The organism is Chitinophaga sp. 05T412 (assembly GCF_056396465.1).
This window is the reverse complement of record NZ_JBFTLN010000002.1, coordinates 152,199-178,161: the sequence shown is the minus strand read 5'-3', so window position 1 is coordinate 178,161 and position 25,963 is coordinate 152,199. Positions and strand designations below refer to the sequence as shown.

Here is a 25,963-nt window from a genome sequence, read left to right as displayed (position 1 = left end):
AAAAAAGCGATCAATTATTTCTTATTAATGCTGATAATTACACGGGAATAACGGGCATACGTAATTTCTACTTCCTGCCCGGCACGATAACCTTCCAATGCACCACGCATCCAGTAGAACAAACGTTTTTTCTTATTCTCCAGCAGGATCATAATGTTGGTTTGTGAATCATTGTTTTCCAGGTAAACCGCTTCCATAGGCGCCTGCAGGGTACCTTTCTGTAATGAAGTAAGGTCCTTTTTAATCGCCCAGTAACGGATGTCTGTTACTTTAATCAGGGCAAATACGAGCGCTATCACAAAAGATAACAACCATATCCAGAACCAAAGGTTCTTGAACGACAGGAGCGAATCATCTGCATCACCCATTGTGTTGTGTGTATACAAATAGATTTGCGGGATGATGGCTGCTACCAGCAATAACCCAAAACCAATAAGGGCAAATTTGGTCAACTGTTGCTTGTTTCTCTTCAGCGCATCCTGTAGTAAAAAGTGTTCTTCAGTAGTAATAAAGGTGTAGTCGGACATAGTTATTGTATGGTTTTTCAGTAGGCTAATATAAAGATAAACAATTAATTAATTAATATTATATATATAAATTTTTGTTCAGTGATTATCATTTTGCTTGTTTGTGGCAGTTTTGGGATAATATGTGTTAAAATATTATTACATATTTAGGGAGATGGATACCTCCGCGAGCGTTTATTTCTCCGTACTTATTAACGTATTCATAATTTATTTATGTCGCGCAGAGTGAAAATAGTTAGCTAATTTGCCCAACTTATTATAACCCGTCATCTGTTTTTCTACCCCATTGTATCATAAAACAACAATCGTGAAAAGGATTTTTTTATTCGCCGCCGCCCTGCTTTTGATCAGTATCAACAACTACGCACAGGACACGGCCCAACTAATTGTAGAAGGACGGAAAAACAGCGCCACACAGCAAACCAGGCCTTATGTTATCATGATTTCCATCGATGGATTTCGCTATGATTACGCAGAAAAATATAACGCCACTCAACTGCTGCAGTTATCCGGAGCTGGGGTACGCGCTACCGCTATGCAACCATCTTTCCCCTCGCTTACTTTTCCTAACCACTACTCACTCGCCACTGGCTTATATCCTGCCCACCATGGCCTGGTAGATAATCTCTTTTACGACCGCAAACGCGACGCCATATACAAAGTAGGTAACCGCGATGCCGTAGAAGATGGCACCTGGTACAATGGTGTACCATTATGGGTACTCGCGGAGAAACAACAAATGCTCAGTGCCAGCTACTTCTGGGTAGGCTCCGAAAGCGCCATACAAAATATAAGACCCACCTATTCTTTTAAATATCAGGAAAAAACAGGCATTGATCAGCGCATTCAACAAGTGGCAAACTGGCTGCAGCTGCCGGAAGACCAACGACCTCACCTCATCACTTTCTACTTCCCGGAAGTAGATCACATGGGACATAAATACGGTCCGGATTCCGACAGTGTACGCAGTGCCGTACAATTTGTAGATGCTGCCATCGGCAAAATGGTGGCCGCCGTAAATCAACTGCACCTGCCCGTAAATTTCATCGTGGTATCTGATCATGGTATGCTCGCCGTAGATACGGTAAATGTCCTCAAAATCCCTGATGCGCCTGAACTACAGCCGCTGAAAATAATGCCCGGTATGGAAAAGGTAATGTTATACGGTAAAAATGAAACAGAAATTAAAGCCGCTTATGACTACCTCAAAACACACGAAAATCATTATACCGCTTACCTGAAAAATGAAACGCCGGAAAGATGGCATTATGGCCAGGAAGATGTATATAACCGCATCGGTGACATTATCCTGCTCGCAGAAGCCAACTACGCTTTCAATACCAACGGTAAAAAAATGCACCCCGGACATCATGGCTACGATAATAACCTCACCCACATGAATGCTATATTCATGGCCTGGGGACCCGCTTTCAAAGCCAATGCCCGCATCGCCACTTTCGAAAACGTACATGTGTACCCGTTAGTAGCAAAACTACTGGGCCTCGATATCACACAACCGATCGATGGTAAACTGGAAGTATTGGAAGGAATACTGGCCCCCAGTCGTTAAATAATATCATCATCTACCTATAAAAAAAGCGGAGCGCATATAACATGCGCTCCGCTTTTTTTTTTATGCCTTATAACTGCTTACACTGTTGCCTCCTCATATGCACTTGCGGGTTCGCAGGTACAAATCAGATTTCTGTCACCGAACGTATTGTTGATACGGCTTACAGAAGGCCAGAATTTATTTGCTTTCACATATTCCAGTGGGAATGCTGCCTGCTGGCGGCTGTATGGACGGGTCCATTCGTCAGCAGTGATCACCGCCTGGGTATGTGGCGCATTTTTCAGTACGTTGTTTTGTTTATCTACAGCGCCTTGTTCTACTGCTGCAATTTCAGCACGGATAGCCAGTAACGCATCGCAGAAACGATCCAGTTCACCTTTATCTTCACTCTCGGTAGGCTCAATCATGATAGTGCCTGGTACCGGGAAGCTCATGGTAGGAGCATGGAAACCGTAGTCCATCAAACGTTTTGCTACATCTTCCGCTTCAATACCGCCAGATGCTTTAAACGGACGGAGGTCTACAATGAATTCGTGTGCGCAAGTGCCGTTAACACCGGTGTACAGAATATCATATGCTTTTTCCAGTCTTGCCTTCATGTAGTTGGCATTCAGGATGGCGAATTCAGAAGCAGCTTTTACGCCATTGAATCCGAGCATACGGATGTAAGCGTAAGAGATGAGCAGGATGCTGGCAGAACCGAATGGTGCTGCAGATACAGCGTTCGATGGTTTGCCATCATTCAGCGCAACGTGGCCTGGCAGGAATGGTGTCAGGTGTTTGGCTACGCAGATAGGGCCCATGCCGGGACCACCGCCACCGTGAGGAATAGCGAAGGTTTTGTGCAGGTTCAGGTGACATACGTCTGCTCCAATCAAACCAGGTGCGGTTAAGCCTACCTGTGCGTTCATGTTGGCGCCGTCCATATATACCTGTCCGCCATGTTCGTGGATGGTAGCACAGATCTCTTTCACACTTTCTTCATACACTCCGTATGTAGATGGGTAGGTGATCATGATACCAGCCAGGTCTTTGCTATAAGTAGCAGCCTTAGCTTTCAGATCTTCTACATCGATATAACCGTTTTCCAGTGCTTTTACAATCACTACCTTGTAACCCGCCATTACAGCAGATGCAGGGTTGGTACCGTGCGCACTGATAGGGATCAGTATGATGTTACGGTGATCCTGGCCAATGCTTTTCTGGTATTCACGAATCACCAGCAAGCCGGCATATTCGCCCTGAGCGCCACTGTTAGGTTGCAGGCTGCAGGAATCAAAACCAGTAATTTTGCTCAGGTATTCACTCAGTTCGCCAGCCATCTGTAAATAGCCACCTACCTGGTTTTTAGGTGCAAAAGGATGCATTTTGCTCCAGTGTGCCCAGCTTAATGGAATCATCTCGGTAGCTGCATTCAGTTTCATGGTGCAGGAACCCAGGGAGATCATGGAAGTGTTGAGCGATAAATCCTTATTTTCCAGCATCTTCAGATAACGCATCATCAGTGATTCACTGTGATGACTGTTAAACACGATGTTTTGCAGGTAAGGAGAAGTACGCTGTAAATCCGCTGCAATACCGGTAGTACCGTTAGATACTTCCACTGCATCGGTGTTACCTGCGCCGAATACGTGCAGGATATCATTGATATCTGTCAGCGTAACGGTTTCATCCAGGGAGATACCCACGTTACCATTGGCGAAATAGCGGAAGTTAATACCTGCAGCTTCGGCGGCAGCTTTAATATCCACATTTTCCACCACGATGGTGTCAAAGAAGGTATCAGCTGCCAGTTTCAGTCCTTTCGCTTTCAGCTTGCCGGCCAGGGTGTTGGTCAGCAGGGCAACGCGGGTAGCAATATTTTTCAGGCCTTCCGGACCATGGTATACTGCGTACATGGCGGCCATGTTAGCCAGCAATGCTTGTGCAGTACAGATATTGGAAGTAGCTTTTTCACGTTTGATATGCTGCTCACGTGTTTGCAGCGCCATACGCAGTGCACGACCACCATTGGCGTCAATGCTCACACCAATGATACGGCCTGGGATAGAACGTTTGAACTCATCTTTTACAGAGAAGAAAGCAGCGTGTGGACCACCAAAGCCCAACGGAACGCCAAAGCGTTGCGCAGAGCCAAAGGCAGCATCAGCGCCCATTTCACCCGGAGAGGTCAGCAGGGTCAGTGCCAGCAGGTCTGTTGCCATACCTACAAATGCACCTACCGCATGTACGTTGTCTATGAAAGTACGGTAATCAGCAGCAGCACCTACGTTATCAGGGTACTGGATCAGCGCACCAAAGTAAGATTCATCGAAAGTGGCAGTTTTGTAGTCACCCACTACTACCTCAATATGCAGCGGTGTAGCACGGGTGTAAATAACGTCCACCGTTTGTGGATATACGTTATTGTCCACAAAGAATTTAGGTCTGGTTACATGGTCATGATCTTTATTCAACGCATTGAAGAACATGGTCATCGCTTCTGCCGCAGCAGTCGCTTCATCCAGCAGGGAGGCGTTGGCAATTGGCAAACCTGTCAGGTCAGCTACCATGGTCTGGTAGTTCAGCAGGCTTTCCAGACGTCCCTGAGAAATCTCCGCCTGGTAAGGCGTGTACTGGGTATACCATCCTGGATTCTCAAATACGTTGCGCAGAATAACACTCGGTGTAATGGTATCGAAGTAACCTTGTCCGATATAATTACGGTAAACCTTGTTTTTCAGTGAAACGTCCTTCAGGTGGCGGAGGTAATCACTTTCACTCATCGCAGCAGGAATAGCCAACGGCTGTTGCATGCGGATCGTGCCCGGAACGGTTTTGCTAATCAGCTGGTCCAGGTTGGAGGCCCCAATGGTTTCGAGCATCTGGTTGGTCTCCGCTTCATTCGGCCCTATATGACGGTGCACGAATTCATTTTGTTGAATATCAAAAAGATTCATGATGTAAGCAGGTAATTTGAAATAGAATGCGCAAAGCTATGCAGATTTTAAAGAACAGCCAAACAATCAATGCTGGCGGGGTAAAACAGTGATAAATGAGGAATAGAGAAGAGCCGTATATGTCATACTTTTGTCCAAGTACGAAATACCTATCTTTGCAGCAAATGAGCAAAATATTAGAAGACTGGCAACAAAAAGCCCAGGATAAGCAAAAGGCAAACAAACAGTTCCTCGCCAAACTACAAACCCGCCGTGGTAAAGGGGTAGAGAAACTGTTACCAGAACTGCATGACGAAGCATTCAGTAAAATCGACTGCCTCGAATGTGGCAACTGCTGTAAAACTATCAGCCCCCGCTTTACCGGTCCCGATATCCGGCGCATATCCAAACACCTGGGCATGAAAGAAGGCGACTTCAAAGACACCTACCTCCGTATCGATAAAGATGAGGACTATGTGCTGAAATTCACGCCCTGCCCATTCCTTGGCGCCGATAACTACTGCAGCATCTATGATGCCCGCCCCGGCGACTGCGCCAACTATCCCTACACAGATAGCTACGACTTCTTCAAACGCCCAACTATCACCTACGAAAACAGTACCACCTGCCCCGCAGTGTACTATGTGCTGGAACGCTTGAAAGAAGCCATGAAATTATAAAAAAACAGAAATCATAAAACTATTGAGGCGAATGATCTAAGCGAATTAATATCCGCAAAGGTCATTCGCCTCAATAGCTTTATGATTTTCGCTATGGCTTCAAATCCAATTTCCGCATGGCTGGCGAAATCACATAAGTGGTAATCACCACGCCCAATGTCACACAGCCCCCAAATACTACAGAAGGCACCAAACCAATAGCCCTGGCCATAAAGCCGCTCTCAAACGCCCCCAGCTCATTGGAAGAACCTACAAACATAGAGCTCACTGCCGCCACCCGGCCACGCATATCGTCCGGCGTTTTCAGTTGCAGAATCGTTTGACGTATAATCACGCTAATACCGTCCAATGCTCCACTGATCAGCAAAACAAAGATGGACAGATAAAAATGAGTAGATAAACCAAAGCATATAATCGTGAGTCCGAAGCCAAAAATCGCCGCCAGTAGCTTAATGCCGGGTTTATGCACCAACGGTTTATGTGCCAGTATAAACATGGTGATCAAAGCGCCTACCGCCGGAGCAGACCGCAATAGGCCATAGCCCAATGACCCCACATGCAGCACATCAGTGGCAAATGCCGGTAACATAGCTACGGCGCCGCCAAACAACACTGCAAACATATCCAGTGCCATCGCATTCAATACCACCTTGGTTTTCCATACAAACCGCATCCCCTCAGTTAATCCCGTCACAAAACTTTCGCCCCTCGATTTGTAGTAGATAGGCTTGGGCTTGATGTTCAACAAACTATATAAAGGCGCCAGAAATATGAATACCACAATCAACATGGACCAGTGGACCCCGAACCAGTGAATAAATAAACCTCCCAAAGCAGGACCCAGCACCCCGCCTACCTGCCACGCCGAACTACTCCACGTAGAGGCGTTGGCGTATAATTCACGTGGTACCAGCAAAGACATTAATGTAAAATTGGATGGACTGGTAAACGCCCTCACAATACCCCCCAGGAATACCAGCAGATAAATCAGGTTCAATACCCAATGTTTGGAAATGCCCGCCACTGCCTGATCCCAGGTAAGTAGAAATAATCCCGAACTGATAAAAATATAGGCAATCACACATTTGAGCAACATGCCCCGTTTCTCTCTCTTGTCCACCAAATGCCCTGCAAATGGCGACAATAATACCGCCGGAATAACCTCCGACAAACCAATTAATCCCAATGAGAAAGGATCTTTGGAAATTTCATATACTTTCCACTCAATAATCGCAAACTGCATGGCCAGCGCAAATACAAGCGCAAAGCGGATTATAAGGTAATAATTGAATTCCGGAAAGCGTAGCGAAGCGTATGGGTCGTTCTTTTTCGGTGCCGTTGTGTCCAACCTGATGAGTTTTGTGCGAAGATACAAAATAGCTAAAAGCTAATAGCTATCTTTAGTCTGCATCAATACTGCAGCATCATGAAATATTTATTGCCCGCACTCTTGCTGTTGGCCGCCTGTACAGGTAGCGACGCCAAACAGGAACCAGCAGCCCCGGTCCGTAAAGCGAAGCTACAGCTGGTAACAGATAGGTTCTTATCTCCCGTAAACATGGCAGTACCTGGTGATGGTTCCGGCAGGTTATTTTTTTGTCAGAAAGAAGGGAAAGTGTGGATCGTGCAGCAAAACAAAACGGTGCCCACCCCTTTCCTGGATGTCAGCCAGGATATGGTGAGTATAAATCCCGGTTATGATGAAAGAGGACTGCTGGGAATGGCCTTCCATCCTGAGTTCCGGAGCAACCATAAATTTTATGTGTACTATAGCGCGCCTACCACTAAAAAAGGATTTAACCATACCAGTCGCCTGGTGGAGTTTACCGCAGCCGCCGGCAATCCCAACATCGCTGATCCGGCCTCCCGCCGCATATTACTGGAGATAGATGAACCCGAATCCAATCACAATGGCGGCCAGCTGCAATTTGGCCCCGATGGTTATCTCTACATCGGACTGGGTGACGGCGGTGGAGGAGGAGATAAACATGGCACCACCGGCAACGGTCAGGACCTGCGCTCCCTGCTGGGTAAAATATTAAGAATAAATGTCGATGGTACACCTTACTCCATCCCCACAGATAATCCTTTTGTCAACCATCCCGATGCACGCCCGGAAATATGGGCCTATGGCCTCCGCAACCCATGGCGCTTTTCTTTCGACCGGAAAAGTAAGCTCCTTTTTGCAGGAGATGTAGGACAAGATAAGTATGAAGAAGTGGATATCATCGTCAAGGGAGGGAATTATGGCTGGCGCGTACTGGAAGGGTATCACGACTATAACGTTCCTGCCGGTACCGATAAGTCACAGTTCATTGCACCTATCCACGAATACAACCACGATCTGGGGATAAGTATCACCGGTGGCTATGTGTATCGTGGCGCCGCTATTCCTTCCCTGCAAGGGTTGTACGTTTTCGGAGATTACAATGGAAAAGCTTTTGTACTGGAATCAAAAGGAAATCAATGGGAACGCACGCCGCTGCAGTTATCAGGCCTTCCCAACGGGAATATGCAGCTACTCAGCTGGGGAGAAGATGAACAAGGGGAACTATATGCCCTCACCAGCACCTCCGGAAATGATGGCTTCCATGGAGCCGTCTACAAACTGGTGAAAGAGTAGTCTGGCCAACATTCTAACTGTTTTGACCGTTATATAACGGGTACCGTACAAACGCGCAGGGTAGCGGAAATACATTTATTTTCCGCCGCATATCTCTCCCAGCACCCGTTTGGCCCAATTTTTTGTTAAAAGGAATAAATTACACCCCCAAAGGGTGATTTTATTTTATATTTGATTTGATAACGTTTACGTTCAATTGAGATACATATGAGACTGAAAGTGATTATACCGGTAGTGCTGCTGAGCATCTCCGCAGGCGTGTTAGCTTTTAATAAGCTGGGCCATAACGAAGACCCTCCGGGTCGTTATGAGGTGATCATGAACCTGGTGGGACAAATGCTGAAAGAAGGACATTACCAGCCGAAAGCCATCGACGACAAATTCTCCACCGAAGTTTTTAATAAATACCTGCGCAGCCTGGACACGGAAAAGAAATTTTTCCTGAAAACTGATGTGGACAAATTAATGCCCTTATCCACCCACATTGATGATGAACTGAAAGGAGCACCGATCGACTGCTTCCGCAGTATCAACACCCTCATCAAACAACGGGTAGCAGAAGCCGCTACCATTTATCCGGAAATTCTGGCTAAACCGTTTGACTTCACCGTGGATGAGAAAGTAACCCTCGATCCCGATAAAGTTGACTACCCGGCAGACGAAAATGCAAGGAAAGAAGCCTGGCGCAAAGTGTTGAAATACCGCACGCTGGAAAAACTGACCGACCTGCAGGAAATGCGCGAGAAAGATAAAGGGAAAGACAGCGTGAAAGTGAAAACTGACACCGAACTCGAAGCAGAAGCCCGCGTAAAAGTAAAACAACTGTATGATCGCTATTTTGAACGTCTGAAAAACAGACAAAATGATAACGATCGCTTCAACCTGTATGTAAATGCCATTACCACTACTATGGACCCACATACCGACTACTTCCCGCCTGATGAAAAACGTGCGTTCGAAGAACAAATGGCCGGTAAATTCTTTGGTATCGGTGCACAACTGAAGGAAGAAGGCGATAAAATCCGCGTGGTAAGCATCGTAACCGGTAGCCCCAGCTGGAAACAAGGCCAGTTAAAAGCGAACGATGTTATCCAGAAAGTAGCACAAGGCAACGCCGAATCGGTAGACATTACCGGATACCCGGTAGAAGACGCCGTGAAACTGATTCGTGGTAAAAAAGGTACGCCTGTTAAACTCACCGTAAGAAGCGTTGATGGTACTACAAAAGATATCACCATCATCCGGGATGAAATTGTAACAGAAGAAACTTTCGCAAAATCCGCTATTATCAACGGACAACATAAAATCGGTTACATCTACCTGCCTGAGTTTTATGCCGACTTCAACGACCGTAACGGCGCCCGCAGCGCAGAAGACGTAGCAAAAGAAGTAGCAAAACTGAAAGCAGAAAAAGTAGAAGGTATTATCCTGGATCTCCGCTTTAACGGTGGTGGTTCCCTGCAGGATGTAGTACAAATGGCTGGCCTGTTTATTCCGGAAGGTCCTGTAGTACAGGTTCGCTCCAGAGGCGGCGAAGCAGTTGTATTACGTGATCGTGATAAAAATGTACAGTACGAAGGTCCGCTGGCGATCATGGTAAATGAATACAGCGCCTCCGCATCTGAAATCATGGCTGCAGCTATGCAGGATTACAAACGTGCCGTGATCATCGGTAGCACCCAAACTTTCGGTAAAGGTACTGTTCAGCGCCTCTTCAACCTGGACGACTTCTATCCGGTGAAAGATGGTGGTAGCCTCGGCGCCCTGAAACTGACCCAACAGAAATTCTATCGCGCTAACGGCGGTTCTACTCAGCTGAAAGGCGTGGCTTCTGATATCGTATTACCAGATCCTTATTATGAAGTAGCAGAACGTAAAGATTCAGATGCCCTGGCATATGATGAAATTCCACGCGCTCCTTTTAATGCATGGTATAATCCGGTAAACACAGAGTCACTGAAAAGAAACAGCGAGAAAAGAATGGCGGCCAGCCCGGCTTTCAAGTTGCTCAACGAAAATCTGAGCACCCTGAAAAAACTGGAAAAACAGGAAACTTATTCGCTGAACCTGCAAACGTATAAGTCAGAGCAAAAATCCAATACCGCTGCCCTGAAAAAATATGATGCAGTAAACGATAAAGTGAAAGAACTGAACATCATTAATATCAAATCTGATATGGAGAAATTTGGAGGCGATTCTTCTAAAATTGCCCGTAATAAAGACTGGCTGAAGATCAGAACCAAAGATATTTACCTCGATGAAGCGGTGAATGTAATGAACGACCTCATTGTACAGTCATTACCTAAGATGCAGCGTAAAAATCAATAGTAACTATCAGTTTAAAGATAAAAAGCGAAAGGAGATGTACACTACATCTCCTTTCGCTTTTTTTATGCTCCTGAAATAGTTTGGGGAGATGGAAACAACAACGTTGTTCTCATCTCCCCAAACTATTTATAATACTAATCAAAACATTGAAATAATAATCGTGGCAACCGGCAGCATGACTTGAATGCTGTCTTCCCAAAGTGCTTTAATTCTTCTCTTTCTCTACTACTTCCAGTGCTTTCTTCACTACAGGATCTTCCGCATTGATGGCTTCATAGTAGCCTTCTGTTCTGAACAGCTGACGAGCCAGCATCGCTTTGAGGCGATTGCGTATTTCCATTTCATCCTTTGGATTCAGATGATCCAGGCCAGGCACGCTGTCTTTCTTCGCATAGGCTTTAAAGTCGTCCATCAGCGCAGGTGTTGTCTGGAAGTTTTTGGCAAATGTTGCAGGATCTTTGTAAGGCCCAAACACTTCTTTGTGGCTGGTGTAATACTGGTAGGCAAAGTTGCTGAAAGTACTACGTGTATAAATTGCCGTGAGGGTAGGTGTGAAGCGGGAAGTATCAAAAGGCATGAAGATATCCGGTGTAATACCGCCACCACCATATACACGACGGCCGGCAGCTGTTTTATAAGGAACGGTATCAGTGACTTTGATACTGTCTTTATTCACCATTTCTCCATGATGGTAGCGCTCTGCAATATCATCATCATAGTCCAGGCCTTTACCGTAAGGTTTCTGAATACTTCTGCCGGAAGGAATATAATAACGGGCAACGGTCAGGCGTAATGCACCGCCATTGTCGAGGTCATATTGTTCCTGTACCAGGCCTTTACCGAAGGTACGACGACCAATGATAGTACCGCGATCCCAGTCCTGTACGGCGCCGGCGAGGATTTCGCTGGCAGAAGCTGAACCTTCATCCGTGAGGATAGCCAGTGCGCCTCTTTCGAACATGCCGGGGCGTTTGGTTTTATAGTCGGTTCTTGGGAAGTCTTTACCTTTGGTGTATACAATCAGTTTCTGATCTTCCAGCAGCTCATCTGCGATACGGGTAGCAGCATCGAGGTAACCGCCGGGATTTTGTCTGAGGTCGATCACCAGTTTCTTCATGCCTTGTTTTTCCAGTCCACGGATGGCTTTCATAAACTCATCGTAGGTGGTAGCAGAAAACTTGCTGATTTTGATATAGCCTACTCCGGGAGCGGCCATGTAGCTGGCATCTACGCTGTATAAAGGAATTACGCCTCTGGTGATGGGAACTTTCAGCTCTTTTTGTTGTCTTAATATAAGCGTGTTCACTACGGAACCCGCCGGACCGCGCAGTAATTTGCGGATTTTATCCGGTGTAATATTGTTGCCGGCAATGAGGCTATCGTTTACTTTCAGAATTTTATCACCGGTTTGGAGGCCTGCGCTTTCAGAAKGGCCGCCACTCAGTACGCTGATCACATTCACGGTATCGGCGGTGATGTTGAATTCTACGCCAATGCCCTGAAAATTGCCTTCCATATCTTCATTGACCCGTTGCAGTTCTGCTGGTGGTATATAGATGGAGTGCGGGTCCAGATGAGCGAGGATACCCTCGATAGCTTCCTGTTGTAAATCATCGGTATTGAGAGAATCTACATATTTAGCTTTGATCAGGTCCATTACTTCCTGTAAGGGCCCCCGGTTAGGTTTGTTAAAAAATACAGTGGCGCCTCCATTGTTCGATCCCGGCATTTTGTGACCAAGGAACATGCCCAGGGCTAATACAACTGCAAAGAGAAGAGGTAAAAAAACATTCAACTTCCTGTTAGACATAATCAGATTATTATCCCGCTAATTTATATGACCAATCTTTATCCATGTAATATTGGCACCTGGCGGAAAGCAAACTGCCGCATACATGTATCATCATCATTTAAAGTTCAAAGGGGCTATTTGTTTATATGATACCCTTTTGTTTAAATTGTGACAAAAATAGCATAAATCAGGTGCAAACTTTTAGGATTCTTTAATTTCATAAATAACCGGATATGGGTGCTGGAATAAAGTTGATAGCAGACAGCGGATCTACCAAGACAGAATGGGGCGTGCTCGGCGCAGATCAGCCACTAACGTTGAAAACACAGGGCGTAAGTCCCTTTTTTCAAACATTGGAACAGATAAAAGCCATCCTGGATACAGAACTGGCGCCTCAGTTGCCGGCCGGCAGCCATGTGGATGCCGTGTATTTTTACGGAACCGGCTTGTCGCAACCTAAAAACATTCAGCTGGTGTCCGATGCTATAAAAGCAGTATGGCCAGATGCAGCGGCTGATGTCCAGCACGATCTGATGGGAGCGGCGCGTTCCTTATGCGGTCATGAGCCCGGCGTTGCCAGTATTTTAGGTACCGGCTCCAATTCCTGTTATTATGATGGAGAGAAGATAGTAAAAAATAACCCTGGCCTGGGCTACGTACTGGGCGACGAGGGCAGTGGGGCCTATCTGGGCCGGAAAGTGCTGCAGTATTACCTCTATCAGAGCTTTGATGAAGACCTGTTGGCGCGCTTTGAATATAAGTACCATACCAACAAAGATGAAATACTGGAAAACGTATACCGCAAACCGTTAGCGAACCGCTATCTGGCCGGATTTGCCACGTTCCTTTCAGAAAACCGCGAACACTTCATGATCCAGAACATCCTGGAAGATGGACTGAACGATTTCTTCTTTAACCATATTTATAAATACCGCGAGAGCTGGACTACTTCACTGCACTTTACCGGTGGCATTGCCTGGCATTTCCGCGACATCCTCCAGGAGCTGTGCGAGTTGTATGAGCTGCCCATGGGAAAAGTGCTGCGCACCCCTATGGAAGGCCTGGTAGAGTATCATCGTTAATCATTTTCAACAAAATAAAGTATGTCATTTATAAGAGTAACGGAACAAACATCTCACTATCGTCATCTGGAGAAAATGAGTGTAAATGAGCTGCTGGTAAATATGAACCAGGAAGACCAGACGGTTCCGTTGGCCGTAGCAAAAGCAATTCCGCAAATAGAAAAACTGGTCACTGCCGTGGCCGACAAAATGTTGGCCGGTGGACGCCTGTTTTACCTGGGCGCTGGTACCAGCGGTCGTTTGGGCGTGGTAGATGCGTCTGAATGTCCGCCTACTTTCGGTGTGCCACAAGGCCTGGTAGTAGGATTAATCGCCGGTGGCGACTCGGCCATCCGCAAGGCCGTGGAGTTTGCGGAGGATGACCGCCAACAAGGCTGGGTGGATTTACAGGCATATAATATTACCGATAAAGATGTGGTAGTAGGTATTGCTGCCAGCGGTACCACGCCTTATGTAATTGGCGCATTGGACGAATGTCGCCGCCATGGTATTGTTACCGGTAGTATCAGTTGTAATCCGGATACGCCGGTATCTGCTGCCGCGGATTTCCCTGTAGAAGTAGTGGTAGGGCCGGAATTTGTGACAGGAAGCACCCGCCTGAAAAGCGGTACTGCACAGAAGCTGGTATTGAACATGCTGTCCACCGCTGTGATGATTCAGCTGGGTAGAGTAGAAGATAATAAGATGGTGAACATGCAACTCAGCAACGAAAAACTGGTAGACCGCGGCGTGAAAATGCTGATGGAACAGTTATCACTCACCGACTATCAACAGGCACAGGAGCTGCTGCTGAAAGCGGGCAGCGTAAAAAAAGCGGTGGATGATTTTGCAAAAAAATGATTTAACCTGACCTTTGGTCCTTGATAAACAACGTATGCATAACATAGAGCCATATTACAACTGGCGTCATTTGTACGCTGCAGAAGAAGATGAGTATTCTCCTTTCTATGGACGAGAGTACAGCGAATTTGAATACTCCAACTCCGTATATAATTATTATATCCATCCACAATGGGATGAATTTGGTGCGCGCAACCTGTACATGAAAATCCTGTATACGGATTACCAGTTCAACTTCACCATCATAGAATTATTGGGAGAATGGAATGATGCCATCGACAATGATATCATGACCCTGAAGCGCAATATCATCGATACGCTGATTGCACAAGGCATCACGAAATTTATCCTTATTACGGAAAATGTGATGAATTTTCATTCTTCAGATGATTGTTATTATGAAGAATGGTGGGAAGATATCCGCGATGACGGAGGCTGGATTGTAAGTCTGAATATGCCCATACAAACCCGGGAAGAGTTCGAAAAAGCAAGGTTACATCATTATGTACATTTATTAGAAGATGATAAATGGCGAACATATCAGCCTATGCATCTGTTTAACATGGTGGATAACATTATGCTGAAGCGCTTAGAATGATATTAAATTTTCAGTAAAAAATGAAAGATATTCATTCTAAATAACCTGATTTTCAGCTAATAATATATTTTGTCAGATATTTATACATATGAAAACCTGATAAATATCATTTTTTTTTATTTTTCCTGCGTTAAATTTGCCCGACATTTCAATCATCTTTTTATACTAGGAAGCTTAGAATTTTACTTATGAAGTGGTCACAGTTCTTTAATACCTCTATCGGTAAGAAGTTATTGGTAGGTGCTACCGGCTTGTTTCTTTGCAGTTTCGTAATCGTACATCTGGCGGGAAATTTCCAGTTATTGTACAACGACGAGGGTAAAGCCTTTAACGCGTATGCCGCGTTCATGGGACATAACAGCCTGATTCAGTTTATTGCCTGGGGGCTCAAAATTGTGATCATACTGCATGCATTTATTGCGTTACAGCTCACATTCAGCAACAGAGCTGCCCGTCCGGTGAAGTACGCCGTGAACGCGGGTAATCAAACATCTTCCTGGTTCAGCCGTCAGATGGCGATCATGGGAAGCATTCTCCTTATCTTCATCGTTATCCACCTCGTTAATTTCTGGGGACAATTCCACTACGGCAATATGCCTACCCGCACTTACGAAGGAAGCGTTGAACCATTAAAGGATCTGTATGCCTTATCTTACGACACCTTCAAACATGGTTGGTTGGTTGCATTGTATGTTGTAGGTATGATCGGTTTATCTTTCCACCTGATCCACGGCTTCAAAAGTGCCTGCCAGACCTTTGGTTTAAATCACAAGAAATACAACGGCTTACTGAGCTTTATCGGTGTCTGGCTGTTTGGAATAGCAATCCCTGTTGGTTTTGCCATCATTCCTGTTCTCATCTATTTCAAATAATTCTGTAAAGTAAGGATATATGTTTGACGCAAAAATTCCTGCCGGACCATTAAATTCCAAATGGGAAGACTACAAAGGACATTGTAAATTGGTAAACCCTGCCAATAAGCGCAATCTGGAAGTGATTATCATTGGTACTGGTTTGGCTGGTGCTTCCGCAGCGGCTTCATTAGGCGAGTTGGGATATAAAGTAAAAGCATTCTGCTTTCAGGATAGTCCGCGCCGTGCACACAGTATCGCTGCTCAGGGTGGTATCAACGCGGCCAAGAATTATCAGAACGATGGTGACTCCGTTTTCCGTTTGTTCTACGACACAGTAAAAGGTGGTGACTACCGCGCACGGGAAGCTAACGTACACCGTTTAGCAGAAGTGAGTGGTAATATTATAGATCAGTGCGTAGCACAAGGTGTTCCTTTTGCACGTGAATACGGTGGACTGTTAAGTAATCGCTCTTTCGGTGGTACACAGGTACAACGTACTTTTTATGCTGCCGGCCAAACCGGTCAGCAGTTGCTCCTTGGCGCTTACTCCGCACTGGAACGCCAGGTAGCATTGGGCAACGTGACGATGTACAATCGCCACGAAATGCTCGACATCGTGAAAATTGATGGTAAAGCACGTGGTATCATTGCCCGTGACCTCATCACTGGTGAACTGGAGCGTCATTTCGGCCATGCAGTATTGATCTGCAGTGGTGGTTATGGTAACGTGTTCTTCCTGTCTACCAACGCAATGGGGTCTAACGTAACTGCAGCCTGGAAAGCTACCAAAAACGGTGCTTACTTCGCTAACCCTTGCTACACACAAATTCACCCTACCTGTATCCCGGTTTCCGGCGATCACCAGTCGAAGCTGACCCTGATGTCAGAATCACTGCGTAATGATGGTCGTATCTGGGTACCTAAGAAACAAAACGATACCCGCAAAGCCAGCGATATTCCTGAAGAAGAAAGGGATTATTACCTGGAAAGAAGATATCCTGCATTCGGTAACCTCGTTCCCCGTGACGTGGCGTCCCGTGCAGCAAAAGAAAGATGTGATGCCGGTTATGGCGTAGGTACTTCCAAACAGGCGGTATTCCTCGACTTCGCCGCTGCCATTGAACGCTATGGTAAAGTGGAAGTGGGTAAACGTCAGATGGGCAACGTATCCAAAGAAGAAATCATTAAGCTGGGTAAAGAAGTAGTAGCGGAGAAATATGGTAACCTGTTCGACATGTACGCCAAAATCACCGGTGAAAATCCTTACGAACAGCCAATGCGTATCTACCCTGCAGTACACTATACCATGGGTGGCCTTTGGGTAGATTATGAACTCGGTACTACCGTTCCCGGATTATATTCTCTGGGAGAAGCTAACTTCTCTGATCACGGTGCAAACCGCTTAGGTGCATCTGCACTGATGCAAGGGCTGGCAGATGGTTATTTCGTTATTCCTTACACTGTAGGTAACTACCTGGCGGATGAAATCCGTACCAAAGCTATTCCTACAGATCATCCTGCTTTCGTGGAAGCAGAGAAGAACGTAAGAGATACCATCAACAAATTCTTCGCTACCAAAGGCACCAAATCTGTTGATTTCTTCCATAAAAGACTGGGAAAAATCATGTGGGAGAAATGCGGTATGGCGCGTAACGAAAAAGGATTGCTGGAAGCCATCGAAGAAATCAAAGCACTGCGTGCGGAATTCTGGAGCAACGTACGTGTACCAGGCGAAGCCAACGAGTTTAACCCTGAACTGGAAAAAGCCGGTCGTGTGGCCGACTTCCTGGAACTGGGAGAATTAATGTGTATGGATGCACTCAATCGTCGCGAATCCTGCGGTGGTCACTTCCGTGAAGAATCACAAACAGAAGATGGTGAAGCACAACGTGACGACGCAAACTTCAGCTATGTGGCTGCATGGGAATACAAAGGCGAAGGCAAGTATGAACTGCACAAAGAACCACTGGTATTCGAAGAATGTAAACCTACACAACGTAGCTACAAATAATGGTTATTGGCCGGCTGCGTAACAGCTGACCAGGATTATAAATCAAATAATTGTCCAAGGTATATGGAACATTATAACATGAACCTCACATTAAAAGTGTGGAGGCAGAAAAACAAAAACGATCAGGGTAGATTTGAAACTTTACAGGCTAAAAACATTTCCTCTGAAATGTCGTTCCTGGAAATGTTTGACGTGGTGAACGAAGAGCTGATCAACGAAGGAAAAGAACCAGTCGCTTTTGATCACGATTGCCGCGAAGGTATCTGTGGTATGTGTTCCATGCACATCAATGGCCGTGCACACGGTCCATGGGATGGTACTACTACCTGCCAGCTGCACATGCGCGCTTTCAAAGACGGTGATACTATTACCGTAGAACCTTGGAGAGCCGGTGCTTTCCCGGTAGTAAAAGATCTGACAGTAGACAGATCCGCATTCGACCGCATTATTGAAGCAGGTGGTTATATCTCCGTGAATACGGGTAACGCACAGGATGCTAACTGCATTCCGGTAGATAAAACCAAAGCTGATCTCGCATTTGCTGCTGCTGCCTGTATCGGTTGCGGTGCCTGCGTGGCAGCTTGTAAAAACTCTTCTGCTATGCTGTTCGTTTCTGCTAAAGTATCTCAGCTGGCACTGTTACCACAAGGCCATCCTGAAAAACAATCCCGTGCACTCAACATGGTGGCACAAATGGATAAGGAAGGTTTTGGTAGCTGTACCAACACCGGMGCCTGCGAAGCAGAATGCCCTAAAGAAATTTCCCTCACCAATATCGCCCGCCTCAACCGCGAGTTTATTGGCGCTGGTTTTTCTTCCGAAAAATAATAGTCGTCGTATTATTCTTTATAAAAGCCTTTCCGGTAACGGGAAGGCTTTTTTTTATTGGCACTTTCCGCTTATCCTTTGAAATTTATCTTTTTAAAATTTTTAACTAATATGTGGGATCGATGAATCCCTTTTAAAATAAAACCATATGTCTGAATCTCGTAGGAAATTTATAAAACACGTTGGTAGCACMGCCGCACTGCTGGGAATCGGCCAGTTAGCGGCTATGGCAAAGACACCGGAACAGGTACAACTGCTGCAGCCGGAAAAAAGAATCTCTCCAAATGATAAAATACGCATCGCCTGCGTGGGAATGGGTATTATGGGATTTGGCGACGTAGACGCGGCCCTCAAAGTGCCTGGTGTTGAATTGGTGGGCGCCGCCGATTTGTATGATGGTCACCTGGCCCGCGTAAAAGAAGTATACGGTCCTAAAATATACACCACCCGCGATTACCGCGAACTGCTGAAAAGAAAAGATATAGACGCTATCATTGTAGCTACTCCTGATCACTGGCATGACACCATTGCTATTGACGCCATGGAAGCTGGTAAGGCGGTATACTGCGAAAAGCCCATGGTACAACAGATTGAAGAAGGCCATAAGGTGATTGCCGCACAACAACGCACCAAAGCCGTTTTCCAGGTAGGCAGTCAGCGCGTTAGCAGCGTGGCGCTCGCAGAAGCCCGTAAACGCTACCAGGCAGGCGAAATAGGACAACTAAACGTGGTAGAGGCAAGGATGGATCGCCACAGTGCATTAGGCGCCTGGCAGTACTCTATTCCTTTAGATGCTTCTCCCGCTACAATCGACTTTGATACCTTCCTGAAAGATACCGCCAAACTACCTTTTGACCCGGTACGCTTTTTCCGCTGGCGCAATTATCAGGCATATGGCACCGGCATTCCCGGCGATCTCTTTGTGCATTTGATTACCGGTCTGCATTTCATCACCGGCTCCCTGGGCCCTACTTCCATCTACGCCAGCGGTAACCTGGTGCAATGGAAAGACGGCCGCGATGTGCCCGATACGGTTGTCGCTATTTTCGATTATCCGGAAACAAAGCAACACCCTGCCTTCCAGATGACCCTCCGCGTTAACTTCGCCGATGGTAGCGGTGGGGGCGAGTACACCCGGCTCATTGGCACCGACGGAGTGCTGGAAATGGGTTGGAATGATTTTAAAATCAAGAAACATAAACTGCCCGAGGCGCCTGGTTACGGTGGATGGGATACCTTCAACACCTTTACCAAAGCACAACAGGCCGCTTATGTAGCGCAGTATAACGCCAAATACCCGGCAGATAAAAGAAACACCATCGAAACTTCCAGCGCTTATGCAGCGCCCAAAGGATACGATGATAGGGTAGAACACTTCGCCAACTTCTTCGAATCTATGCGTACCGGTAAAGCGGTAGTGGAAGATGCCATATTTGGCTTACGCGCAGCTGGTCCGGCATTGTTGACCAACGAAAGCTATTTTAGCAAGAAACTGATAAACTGGGACCCGGTAAACATGAAAATAGTGTAAAGAGAATTCGTAATTTGTAGACCTGTTTGCATTTTACCATACTATTTAAAACTATTCCCTATGTTAAAGAACTTCCAGGGTAATATATTTTTGCTTTTGGGAACGGTCCTTTTGTCTTGTAATGAAAAGAAGCATACTATGAATGATCAGGCAGATATTAAACCTCCTGTTGCAGAAAAGATAGCCAAAGAATTCAGTATCCATGGTGATAAGCGCATCGACAACTATTACTGGATGAACGACCGCGAAAACCCGAAGGTGCTGGCATGGCTCAACGCAGAGAATGCGTATGTAGACACGATCATGTCGCCGGAGAAAAAGTTGCAGGAAAAACTCTTTGATGAAATGAAATCACGCATCAAAGAAACCGATATGAGCGTGCCCTATCTGAAAAATGGCTACTATTATTATACCCGTTTTGAAGAAGGTAAAGAATACCCCGTTTACTGTCGTAAGAAAGGAAGCCTGGAAGCGGCCGAACAGGTGACCCTCAATGTAAACGACCTCGCTGCCGGACATGAATATTGTAACGTAACTGGCGTAACTATCAGCCCGGATGCTACGTTAATGGCCTACGGTTTAGATACGGTAAGTCGCAGACAGTACGTGATCCACATTAAAAATCTGGAAACAAACGAAACGCTGACAGACGTTATCCGTCAAACAGACGGCACCAGCGTTTGGGCCGGAGATAACAAAACCCTGTTCTATACACGTAAAGATACAGTTACCCTGCGATCTGACCGTGTGTTGCGGCATACATTAGGTACGCCCACTGACAAAGAAGTGTTTCATGAAACAGATGAAACTTTTGATGTAGACCTCTCCAAAACAAAATCCGGCAAATACATCGTTATCAATAGTGGAAGCACTTTGTCTTCCGAAAGCCGTATCATCGATGCAACAAAGCCTGATGAGGCATTCCGGGTATTTCAGCCCCGTGAAAAAAACATGCTGTATTTCGTTGATCACCGCGATGATAAATTTTATATCCTAACCAACTGGGAGGCACTCAACTTCCGTTTGATGGAATCCTCACTGGATAAGACTTCTCGGCAGAATTGGAAAGAGCTGATTCCTAACCGCCCGGATGTATTGCTGGAAGGACTAACGCTGTTTAAAGATTTCACAGTACTGGAAGAACGCAAAGGTGGCCTGACCATGATACGGGTGATCAATGATAAAACCCATTCAGATAAATACCTGCCTTTCTCAGAACCAGCCTACGATGCGTCTGTTAGCGTGAATCCGGAAATGGATAGTAGAGAGTTGCGCTATAATTATACTTCCCTGATCACACCTAACTCCGTATACGACTACAACCTGGAAACAGGCAAAAGTGAATTGAAGCGGCAACAGGAAGTGCTGGGTGGCTACGATCCAAAAGATTATACATCAGAACGATTGTTTGCTACCGCATCAGATGGTACAAAAATTCCCATTTCCATCGTGTATAAGAAAACGTTTGAGAAAAATGGGAAAGGTCCGCTGTTGCTCTATGGATACGGTTCTTACGGTATCAGTAGTAACTGTACTTTCCGTTCTAATATGCTAAGTCTGCTGGATCGTGGCTTTGCATTTGCCATCGCACATATACGCGGAGGACAGGAAATGGGGCGGCAGTGGTATGAAGATGGAAAAATGATGAAGAAGAAAAACACCTTCACCGATTTCATCTCCTGTGGAAATTTCCTGGTAGCATCTCATTATACGGATTCTGCACATCTATATGCAATGGGCGGCAGCGCTGGTGGATTGCTGGTAGGTGCCGTAGCTAATATGGCGCCGCAGCTGTTTCATGGCATTATTGCGCAGGTGCCGTTTGTAGATGTAGTTACCACCATGCTGGATGAAAGCATTCCGTTAACAACCAGTGAATTTGATGAATGGGGCAATCCTAAGAATAAGGATGCCTATGACTATATGAAGTCTTATTCACCTTACGACAATGTAACGGCAAAAGCTTATCCGAATATGCTGGTCACTACAGGTTTGCATGATTCGCAGGTGCAATACTTTGAGCCGGCAAAATGGGTGGCGAAATTGAGAGAATTAAAAACGGATCACAACTTACTATTGCTGCAAACCAATATGGATGGCGGCCATGGTGGTGCTTCCGGACGATTCAAATCATTGAAGCTGGTAGCATTGGAATATGCATTTTTGCTGAAGCTGGAAGGAAAATAAACGAACAAAAAATTACATAAAACAAAGGCCGTCACGTTATGCGTGACGGCCTTTGTTTTATGTAGCAAAAACCTATTATTTAGTTTGCATCTTTTTTGAACTCACTGTTTTACCAAAAAATATCTCCGCCATTTTATCAAAAATAGCCGGATCATCTGTGGTGTAAAACTGTTGCTGCTGCTGCTTACTCAGGCGGCTAACCATTTCCGGATGACGCTTGAGATAATCTTTCAGGCTATGCGCCACGATTTTACCCTGCGACAATAAGTTAATGCCTCCGGGTAAATACTGTTTGATTTTTTTCAGCAATAGCGGATAGTGTGTACAACCTAATACCAGTGTATCGATGTCAGTAGACAACGACAATATTTTATCCAGGTATTCTTTTACAAAGTAGTCGGCGCCGTCACTTTCATGTTCATTATTTTCTATCAGCGGTACCCACATCGGGCAGGCCAGCTGATAGGTTTTTACATGAGGAAAAAATTTATGAATTTCCAATGGATAAGACTCGGAAGATACCGTGCCATTGGTGGCCAGGATACCTACTTCTCCGGTTTGCGTAAGGGTGCCTACCATTTCTGACGTAGGACGTATAACGCCCAACACACGGTTATCCGGTGCAATGCGTGGTAAATCCTTTTGTTGAATGGTGCGGAGCGCCTTGGCAGAAGCGGTGTTGCAGGCAATGATCACCAGCGGGCAACCCAGGTCAAATAGCTTTTGTACACATTCCAGCGTATAGGCGTGAATGGTATCAAAGCCACGATTACCATAGGGCGCACGGGCATTGTCTCCCAGATAAATATAGTCGTATTCCGGAAGCTCGTTTATAATTTCCTTGAGTACGGTTAAGCCGCCGTAGCCGGAGTCAAATACGCCAATAGGACCCATTGTTATTCACCTTCTTTTTGCATCAGGCCGGAACCTGTGAGGTCATAAATTTTTTGTATTTCGTGCAGTACGCCTTCAAAATCTATTTGAAGATCTTTCAGTACGCCGTTTTTCAGATCATATACCCAGCCATGTACGGTAGGGAAGCCGTTAGCTACATACATTTTCTGTACCGCTGCTGTTTTAATCACATTGATACATTGCTCCTGCGTGTTCAGCTCTACCAGACGGTTATAACGTTCATGCTCATCTGAAATCGCATTGAGTTCGTCCATGTGAAGACGATAAACATCGCGGATGTTACGTAACCATGGATTCAGGATACCGAGGTCTTGCGCCTGCATGGCGGCTTTCACGCCACCGCAGTTGTAGTGTCCGCAAACAATAATGTGTTTTACTTTCAGATGCACTACCGCGTAATTGATCACACTCATGACATTGAGGTCGGTATTAGGTACCAGGTTCGCGATGTTGCGGTGTACAAATACTTCACCTGCTTCCAGGCCCATGATTTCGTTGGTGGGTACCCGGCTGTCGCTACAACCAATATAAAGGTAGTCTGGGCTTTGCGAGTCCGCCATTTTATCAAAGAACTCCTGATCTGTAGCTAATTTGGAAGCGATCCATTGCCGGTTATTCTCGAATATCTGGTTGTATGCTGTCATCGCGTATTAATTTTTATGCGCTAAAGATACGGCAAGAAAGGTTATACATATCAAGCCGGGATGTGATGAAATAATGAAAGACCGGGAATCTGGTTTCCGGCAGAGGTATGGGTGGGGAGGCAAATCGTGCATCAGGATTAGTTGGTAGATGAAAAATATATAAATAAGTATTAAAAAGATGATTAAGTATATTTTTTAATACTTATATGAAGATCGCTGTCTGCTTGGAAAGCACGCATAAAATCTGTATCTTTGCGGCTTCAAAATTTACATAGCCAGCATGATCAGTGTTAAAAACGTAACGCTCTCTTTTGGAAAGAGAGTATTGTTTGACGAAGTAAACCTCAATTTCACAAAAGGGAACTGTTATGGTGTGATTGGGGCCAATGGAGCAGGGAAGTCTACTTTTCTGAAGATATTGTCCGGTGAAATAGAACCGAATAAAGGTACTGTGGAAATCACTCCGGGTGAGCGCATGAGCGTACTCTCGCAGAATCACTTTGGATTTGATGAGGTTACCGTACTGAATGCCGTATTAATGGGTAATAAGAAGCTTTGGCAGATAGCAGCCGAAAGAGATGCTATTTATGCTAAGGAAGATTTTACCGAAGAAGATGGTATGCGTGCAGGCGAACTGGAAGCAGAATATGGTGAAATGGGCGGTTATACCGCAGAAAGCGATGCAGGGGTACTGTTGAGCGATCTGGGTGTAAAAGAGGAGCTGCAAAGCACCCTGATGAAGGATATTGCTGGTAGCCTGAAGGTGCGTGTTTTGCTGGCACAGGCCCTGTTTGGTAACCCGGACATCCTGTTACTGGATGAGCCTACGAATGATCTGGATGTGGAAACCATTGGCTGGTTGGAAAACTTCCTGGCTGATTATGAAAACATCGTGATTGTAGTATCGCATGACCGTCACTTCCTGGATGCCGTATGTACGCATGTGGCTGATGTGGATCGCGCCAAGATCCAGATCTTCAGTGGTAACTATACTTTCTGGTACGAATCATCTCAGTTGATGGCCCGTCAGATTGCCGATAAGAACAAGAAAATGGAAGATAAGCGTAAAGACCTCCTGGACTTTATCGCCCGATTCAGTGCCAACGCCTCCAAAAGTAAACAGGCTACTTCCCGTAAGAAAGCTTTGGAGAAACTGGTGGTGGAAGATATCCAGCCTTCCAACCGTAAATATCCGGGTATCATCTTCAAGCAACAGCGTGAAGTAGGTAACCAGATCCTGAACGTAGAAAAACTGGAAAAACTGGTAGATGGCCGCAAGCTCTTTACAGATGTAACCTTCTCTGTGAATAAAAACGATAAGATTGCATTCCTGTCTAAAGACCACCTGGCGCTCACTACTTTCTTCGAAGTGATCAACAACGAAGCTCAGGCGGACAGCGGTAAATTTGAGTGGGGTACCACTGTTACCAGCGCTTACCTGCCCAATGATAACGCCAATTTCTTTACCAACAAAGACCTGAACCTGATGGACTGGTTACGTCAGTATGTGCCTGCGCATGTTACAGATGTAGATGAGCCATTCCTGCGTGGTTTCCTGGGTAAGATGTTATTTGGTGGAGATGAAATCATGAAGAAAACTTCCGTATTGAGCGGAGGAGAAAAAGTACGTTGCATGACCAGCCGCATGATGCTGCAGGACCCTAACGTACTGGTACTTGATGAGCCTACCAACCACCTGGATCTGGAATCTATCCAGTCTTTCAACGAAAGCATGATTAACTATAAAGGCGTGGTGCTGTTTACTACACATGACCATACCTTTATGCAATCAGTAGCTAATCGTATCATTGAAATAACACCTAAAGGTATTATCGATCGACTGATGAGTTTTGATGAATACCTGGCAGATGAGCGTGTGAAAGCATTGCGTGAAGAAATGTATGGTAATGCTGTATTAGCATAAAAGCCAAAGTATAAAGCAAAAAGCTATTAAAGCGATTGACCAGAGCGGGTATTTAATTACTGATCCGCTCTGGTCAATCGCTTTAATAGCTTTTTGCTTTATGCTTTA

The 25,963-nt window shown here is 45.6% G+C and carries 19 protein-coding genes; 13 read left to right on the top strand and 6 right to left on the bottom strand.

Translation table 11 applies throughout. The features are described from left to right. Nucleotides 1-14: 14 nt before the first annotated feature. A complete protein-coding gene (locus AC1DFM_RS04255; RefSeq protein WP_477075482.1) occupies nt 15-527 on the bottom strand; it encodes a hypothetical protein in 513 nt (170 codons plus the stop codon). A 307-nt stretch (nt 528-834) separates the two neighbouring features. Here AC1DFM_RS04255 and AC1DFM_RS04250 point away from each other — a divergent pair, with 307 nt between their 5' ends. After that, a complete protein-coding gene (locus tag AC1DFM_RS04250) occupies nt 835-2,097 on the top strand; it encodes an alkaline phosphatase family protein (RefSeq protein ID WP_477075481.1) in 1,263 nt (420 codons plus the stop codon). A gap of 80 nt (nt 2,098-2,177) precedes the next feature. Here AC1DFM_RS04250 and gcvP read toward each other — a convergent pair whose 3' ends face one another. Continuing rightward, on the bottom strand, nt 2,178-5,039 hold the full coding sequence (gene gcvP / locus AC1DFM_RS04245) for an aminomethyl-transferring glycine dehydrogenase (RefSeq protein ID WP_477075480.1): 2,862 nt from the start codon (nt 5,037-5,039) through the stop codon (nt 2,178-2,180). A 164-nt stretch (nt 5,040-5,203) separates the two neighbouring features. On the opposite strand from gcvP, the gene AC1DFM_RS04240 reads away from it, so the two are divergent. Next, nucleotides 5,204-5,698, top strand: a complete 495-nt coding sequence (locus AC1DFM_RS04240) for a YkgJ family cysteine cluster protein (protein ID WP_477075479.1) — start codon at nt 5,204-5,206, stop codon at nt 5,696-5,698. Between the two features lie 91 nt (nt 5,699-5,789). Here AC1DFM_RS04240 and AC1DFM_RS04235 read toward each other — a convergent pair whose 3' ends face one another. Further along, nucleotides 5,790-7,046 carry an MFS transporter gene (locus tag AC1DFM_RS04235; RefSeq protein ID WP_477075478.1) on the bottom strand — a complete coding sequence of 419 codons (1,257 nt, stop codon included), beginning with the start codon at nt 7,044-7,046 and terminating at the stop codon, nt 5,790-5,792. Nucleotides 7,047-7,124: 78 nt separating this feature from the next. Between AC1DFM_RS04235 and AC1DFM_RS04230 the strand changes: the two genes are divergently transcribed. Then, complete coding sequence (locus AC1DFM_RS04230) at nt 7,125-8,321, top strand: PQQ-dependent sugar dehydrogenase (RefSeq protein WP_477075477.1); 1,197 nt, start codon at nt 7,125-7,127, stop codon at nt 8,319-8,321. A 207-nt stretch (nt 8,322-8,528) separates the two neighbouring features. Further along, nucleotides 8,529-10,649: a carboxy terminal-processing peptidase gene (locus AC1DFM_RS04225; RefSeq protein ID WP_477075476.1), complete on the top strand. Its 2,121-nt coding sequence runs from the start codon at nt 8,529-8,531 to the stop codon at nt 10,647-10,649. Nucleotides 10,650-10,854: 205 nt separating this feature from the next. On the opposite strand, the gene AC1DFM_RS04220 is transcribed toward AC1DFM_RS04225, so the two are convergent. Beyond that, the gene (locus tag AC1DFM_RS04220) at nt 10,855-12,459 is read right to left on the bottom strand and encodes a S41 family peptidase (protein WP_477075475.1); all 1,605 of its coding nucleotides are present in this window, start codon (nt 12,457-12,459) and stop codon (nt 10,855-10,857) included. Between the two features lie 215 nt (nt 12,460-12,674). Here AC1DFM_RS04220 and AC1DFM_RS04215 point away from each other — a divergent pair, with 215 nt between their 5' ends. From AC1DFM_RS04215 to AC1DFM_RS04180, 8 genes are all read left to right on the top strand, one after another. Beyond that, nucleotides 12,675-13,523 carry an N-acetylglucosamine kinase gene (locus AC1DFM_RS04215; protein WP_477075474.1) on the top strand — a complete coding sequence of 283 codons (849 nt, stop codon included), beginning with the start codon at nt 12,675-12,677 and terminating at the stop codon, nt 13,521-13,523. A gap of 21 nt (nt 13,524-13,544) precedes the next feature. Beyond that, on the top strand, nt 13,545-14,363 hold the full coding sequence (murQ, locus tag AC1DFM_RS04210) for an N-acetylmuramic acid 6-phosphate etherase (RefSeq protein WP_477075473.1): 819 nt from the start codon (nt 13,545-13,547) through the stop codon (nt 14,361-14,363). Between the two features lie 34 nt (nt 14,364-14,397). After that, nucleotides 14,398-14,961 carry a hypothetical protein gene (locus AC1DFM_RS04205; protein ID WP_477075472.1) on the top strand — a complete coding sequence of 188 codons (564 nt, stop codon included), beginning with the start codon at nt 14,398-14,400 and terminating at the stop codon, nt 14,959-14,961. Nucleotides 14,962-15,149: 188 nt separating this feature from the next. Then, entirely contained in the window at nt 15,150-15,833 is a 684-nt protein-coding gene (locus tag AC1DFM_RS04200) for a succinate dehydrogenase cytochrome b subunit (RefSeq protein ID WP_477075471.1), read from the top strand. A gap of 19 nt (nt 15,834-15,852) precedes the next feature. Further along, a complete protein-coding gene (locus AC1DFM_RS04195; RefSeq protein ID WP_477075470.1) occupies nt 15,853-17,826 on the top strand; it encodes a fumarate reductase/succinate dehydrogenase flavoprotein subunit in 1,974 nt (657 codons plus the stop codon). Nucleotides 17,827-17,889: 63 nt separating this feature from the next. Beyond that, nucleotides 17,890-18,654 carry a succinate dehydrogenase/fumarate reductase iron-sulfur subunit gene (locus AC1DFM_RS04190; RefSeq protein ID WP_477075469.1) on the top strand — a complete coding sequence of 255 codons (765 nt, stop codon included), beginning with the start codon at nt 17,890-17,892 and terminating at the stop codon, nt 18,652-18,654. Between the two features lie 148 nt (nt 18,655-18,802). Continuing rightward, nucleotides 18,803-20,185, top strand: a complete 1,383-nt coding sequence (locus AC1DFM_RS04185) for a Gfo/Idh/MocA family protein (RefSeq protein ID WP_477075468.1) — start codon at nt 18,803-18,805, stop codon at nt 20,183-20,185. Between the two features lie 138 nt (nt 20,186-20,323). After that, entirely contained in the window at nt 20,324-22,372 is a 2,049-nt protein-coding gene (locus tag AC1DFM_RS04180) for a S9 family peptidase (RefSeq protein WP_477075467.1), read from the top strand. 75 nt (nt 22,373-22,447) lie between these two features. Here AC1DFM_RS04180 and murI read toward each other — a convergent pair whose 3' ends face one another. Beyond that, the gene (gene murI, locus AC1DFM_RS04175; protein ID WP_477075466.1) at nt 22,448-23,266 is read right to left on the bottom strand and encodes a glutamate racemase; all 819 of its coding nucleotides are present in this window, start codon (nt 23,264-23,266) and stop codon (nt 22,448-22,450) included. A 2-nt stretch (nt 23,267-23,268) separates the two neighbouring features. Next, on the bottom strand, nt 23,269-23,931 hold the full coding sequence (locus AC1DFM_RS04170; RefSeq protein ID WP_477075465.1) for a carbonic anhydrase: 663 nt from the start codon (nt 23,929-23,931) through the stop codon (nt 23,269-23,271). 280 nt (nt 23,932-24,211) lie between these two features. Here AC1DFM_RS04170 and AC1DFM_RS04165 point away from each other — a divergent pair, with 280 nt between their 5' ends. Further along, complete coding sequence (locus AC1DFM_RS04165) at nt 24,212-25,855, top strand: ABC-F family ATP-binding cassette domain-containing protein (RefSeq protein WP_477075464.1); 1,644 nt, start codon at nt 24,212-24,214, stop codon at nt 25,853-25,855. Nucleotides 25,856-25,963 lie beyond the last annotated feature (108 nt).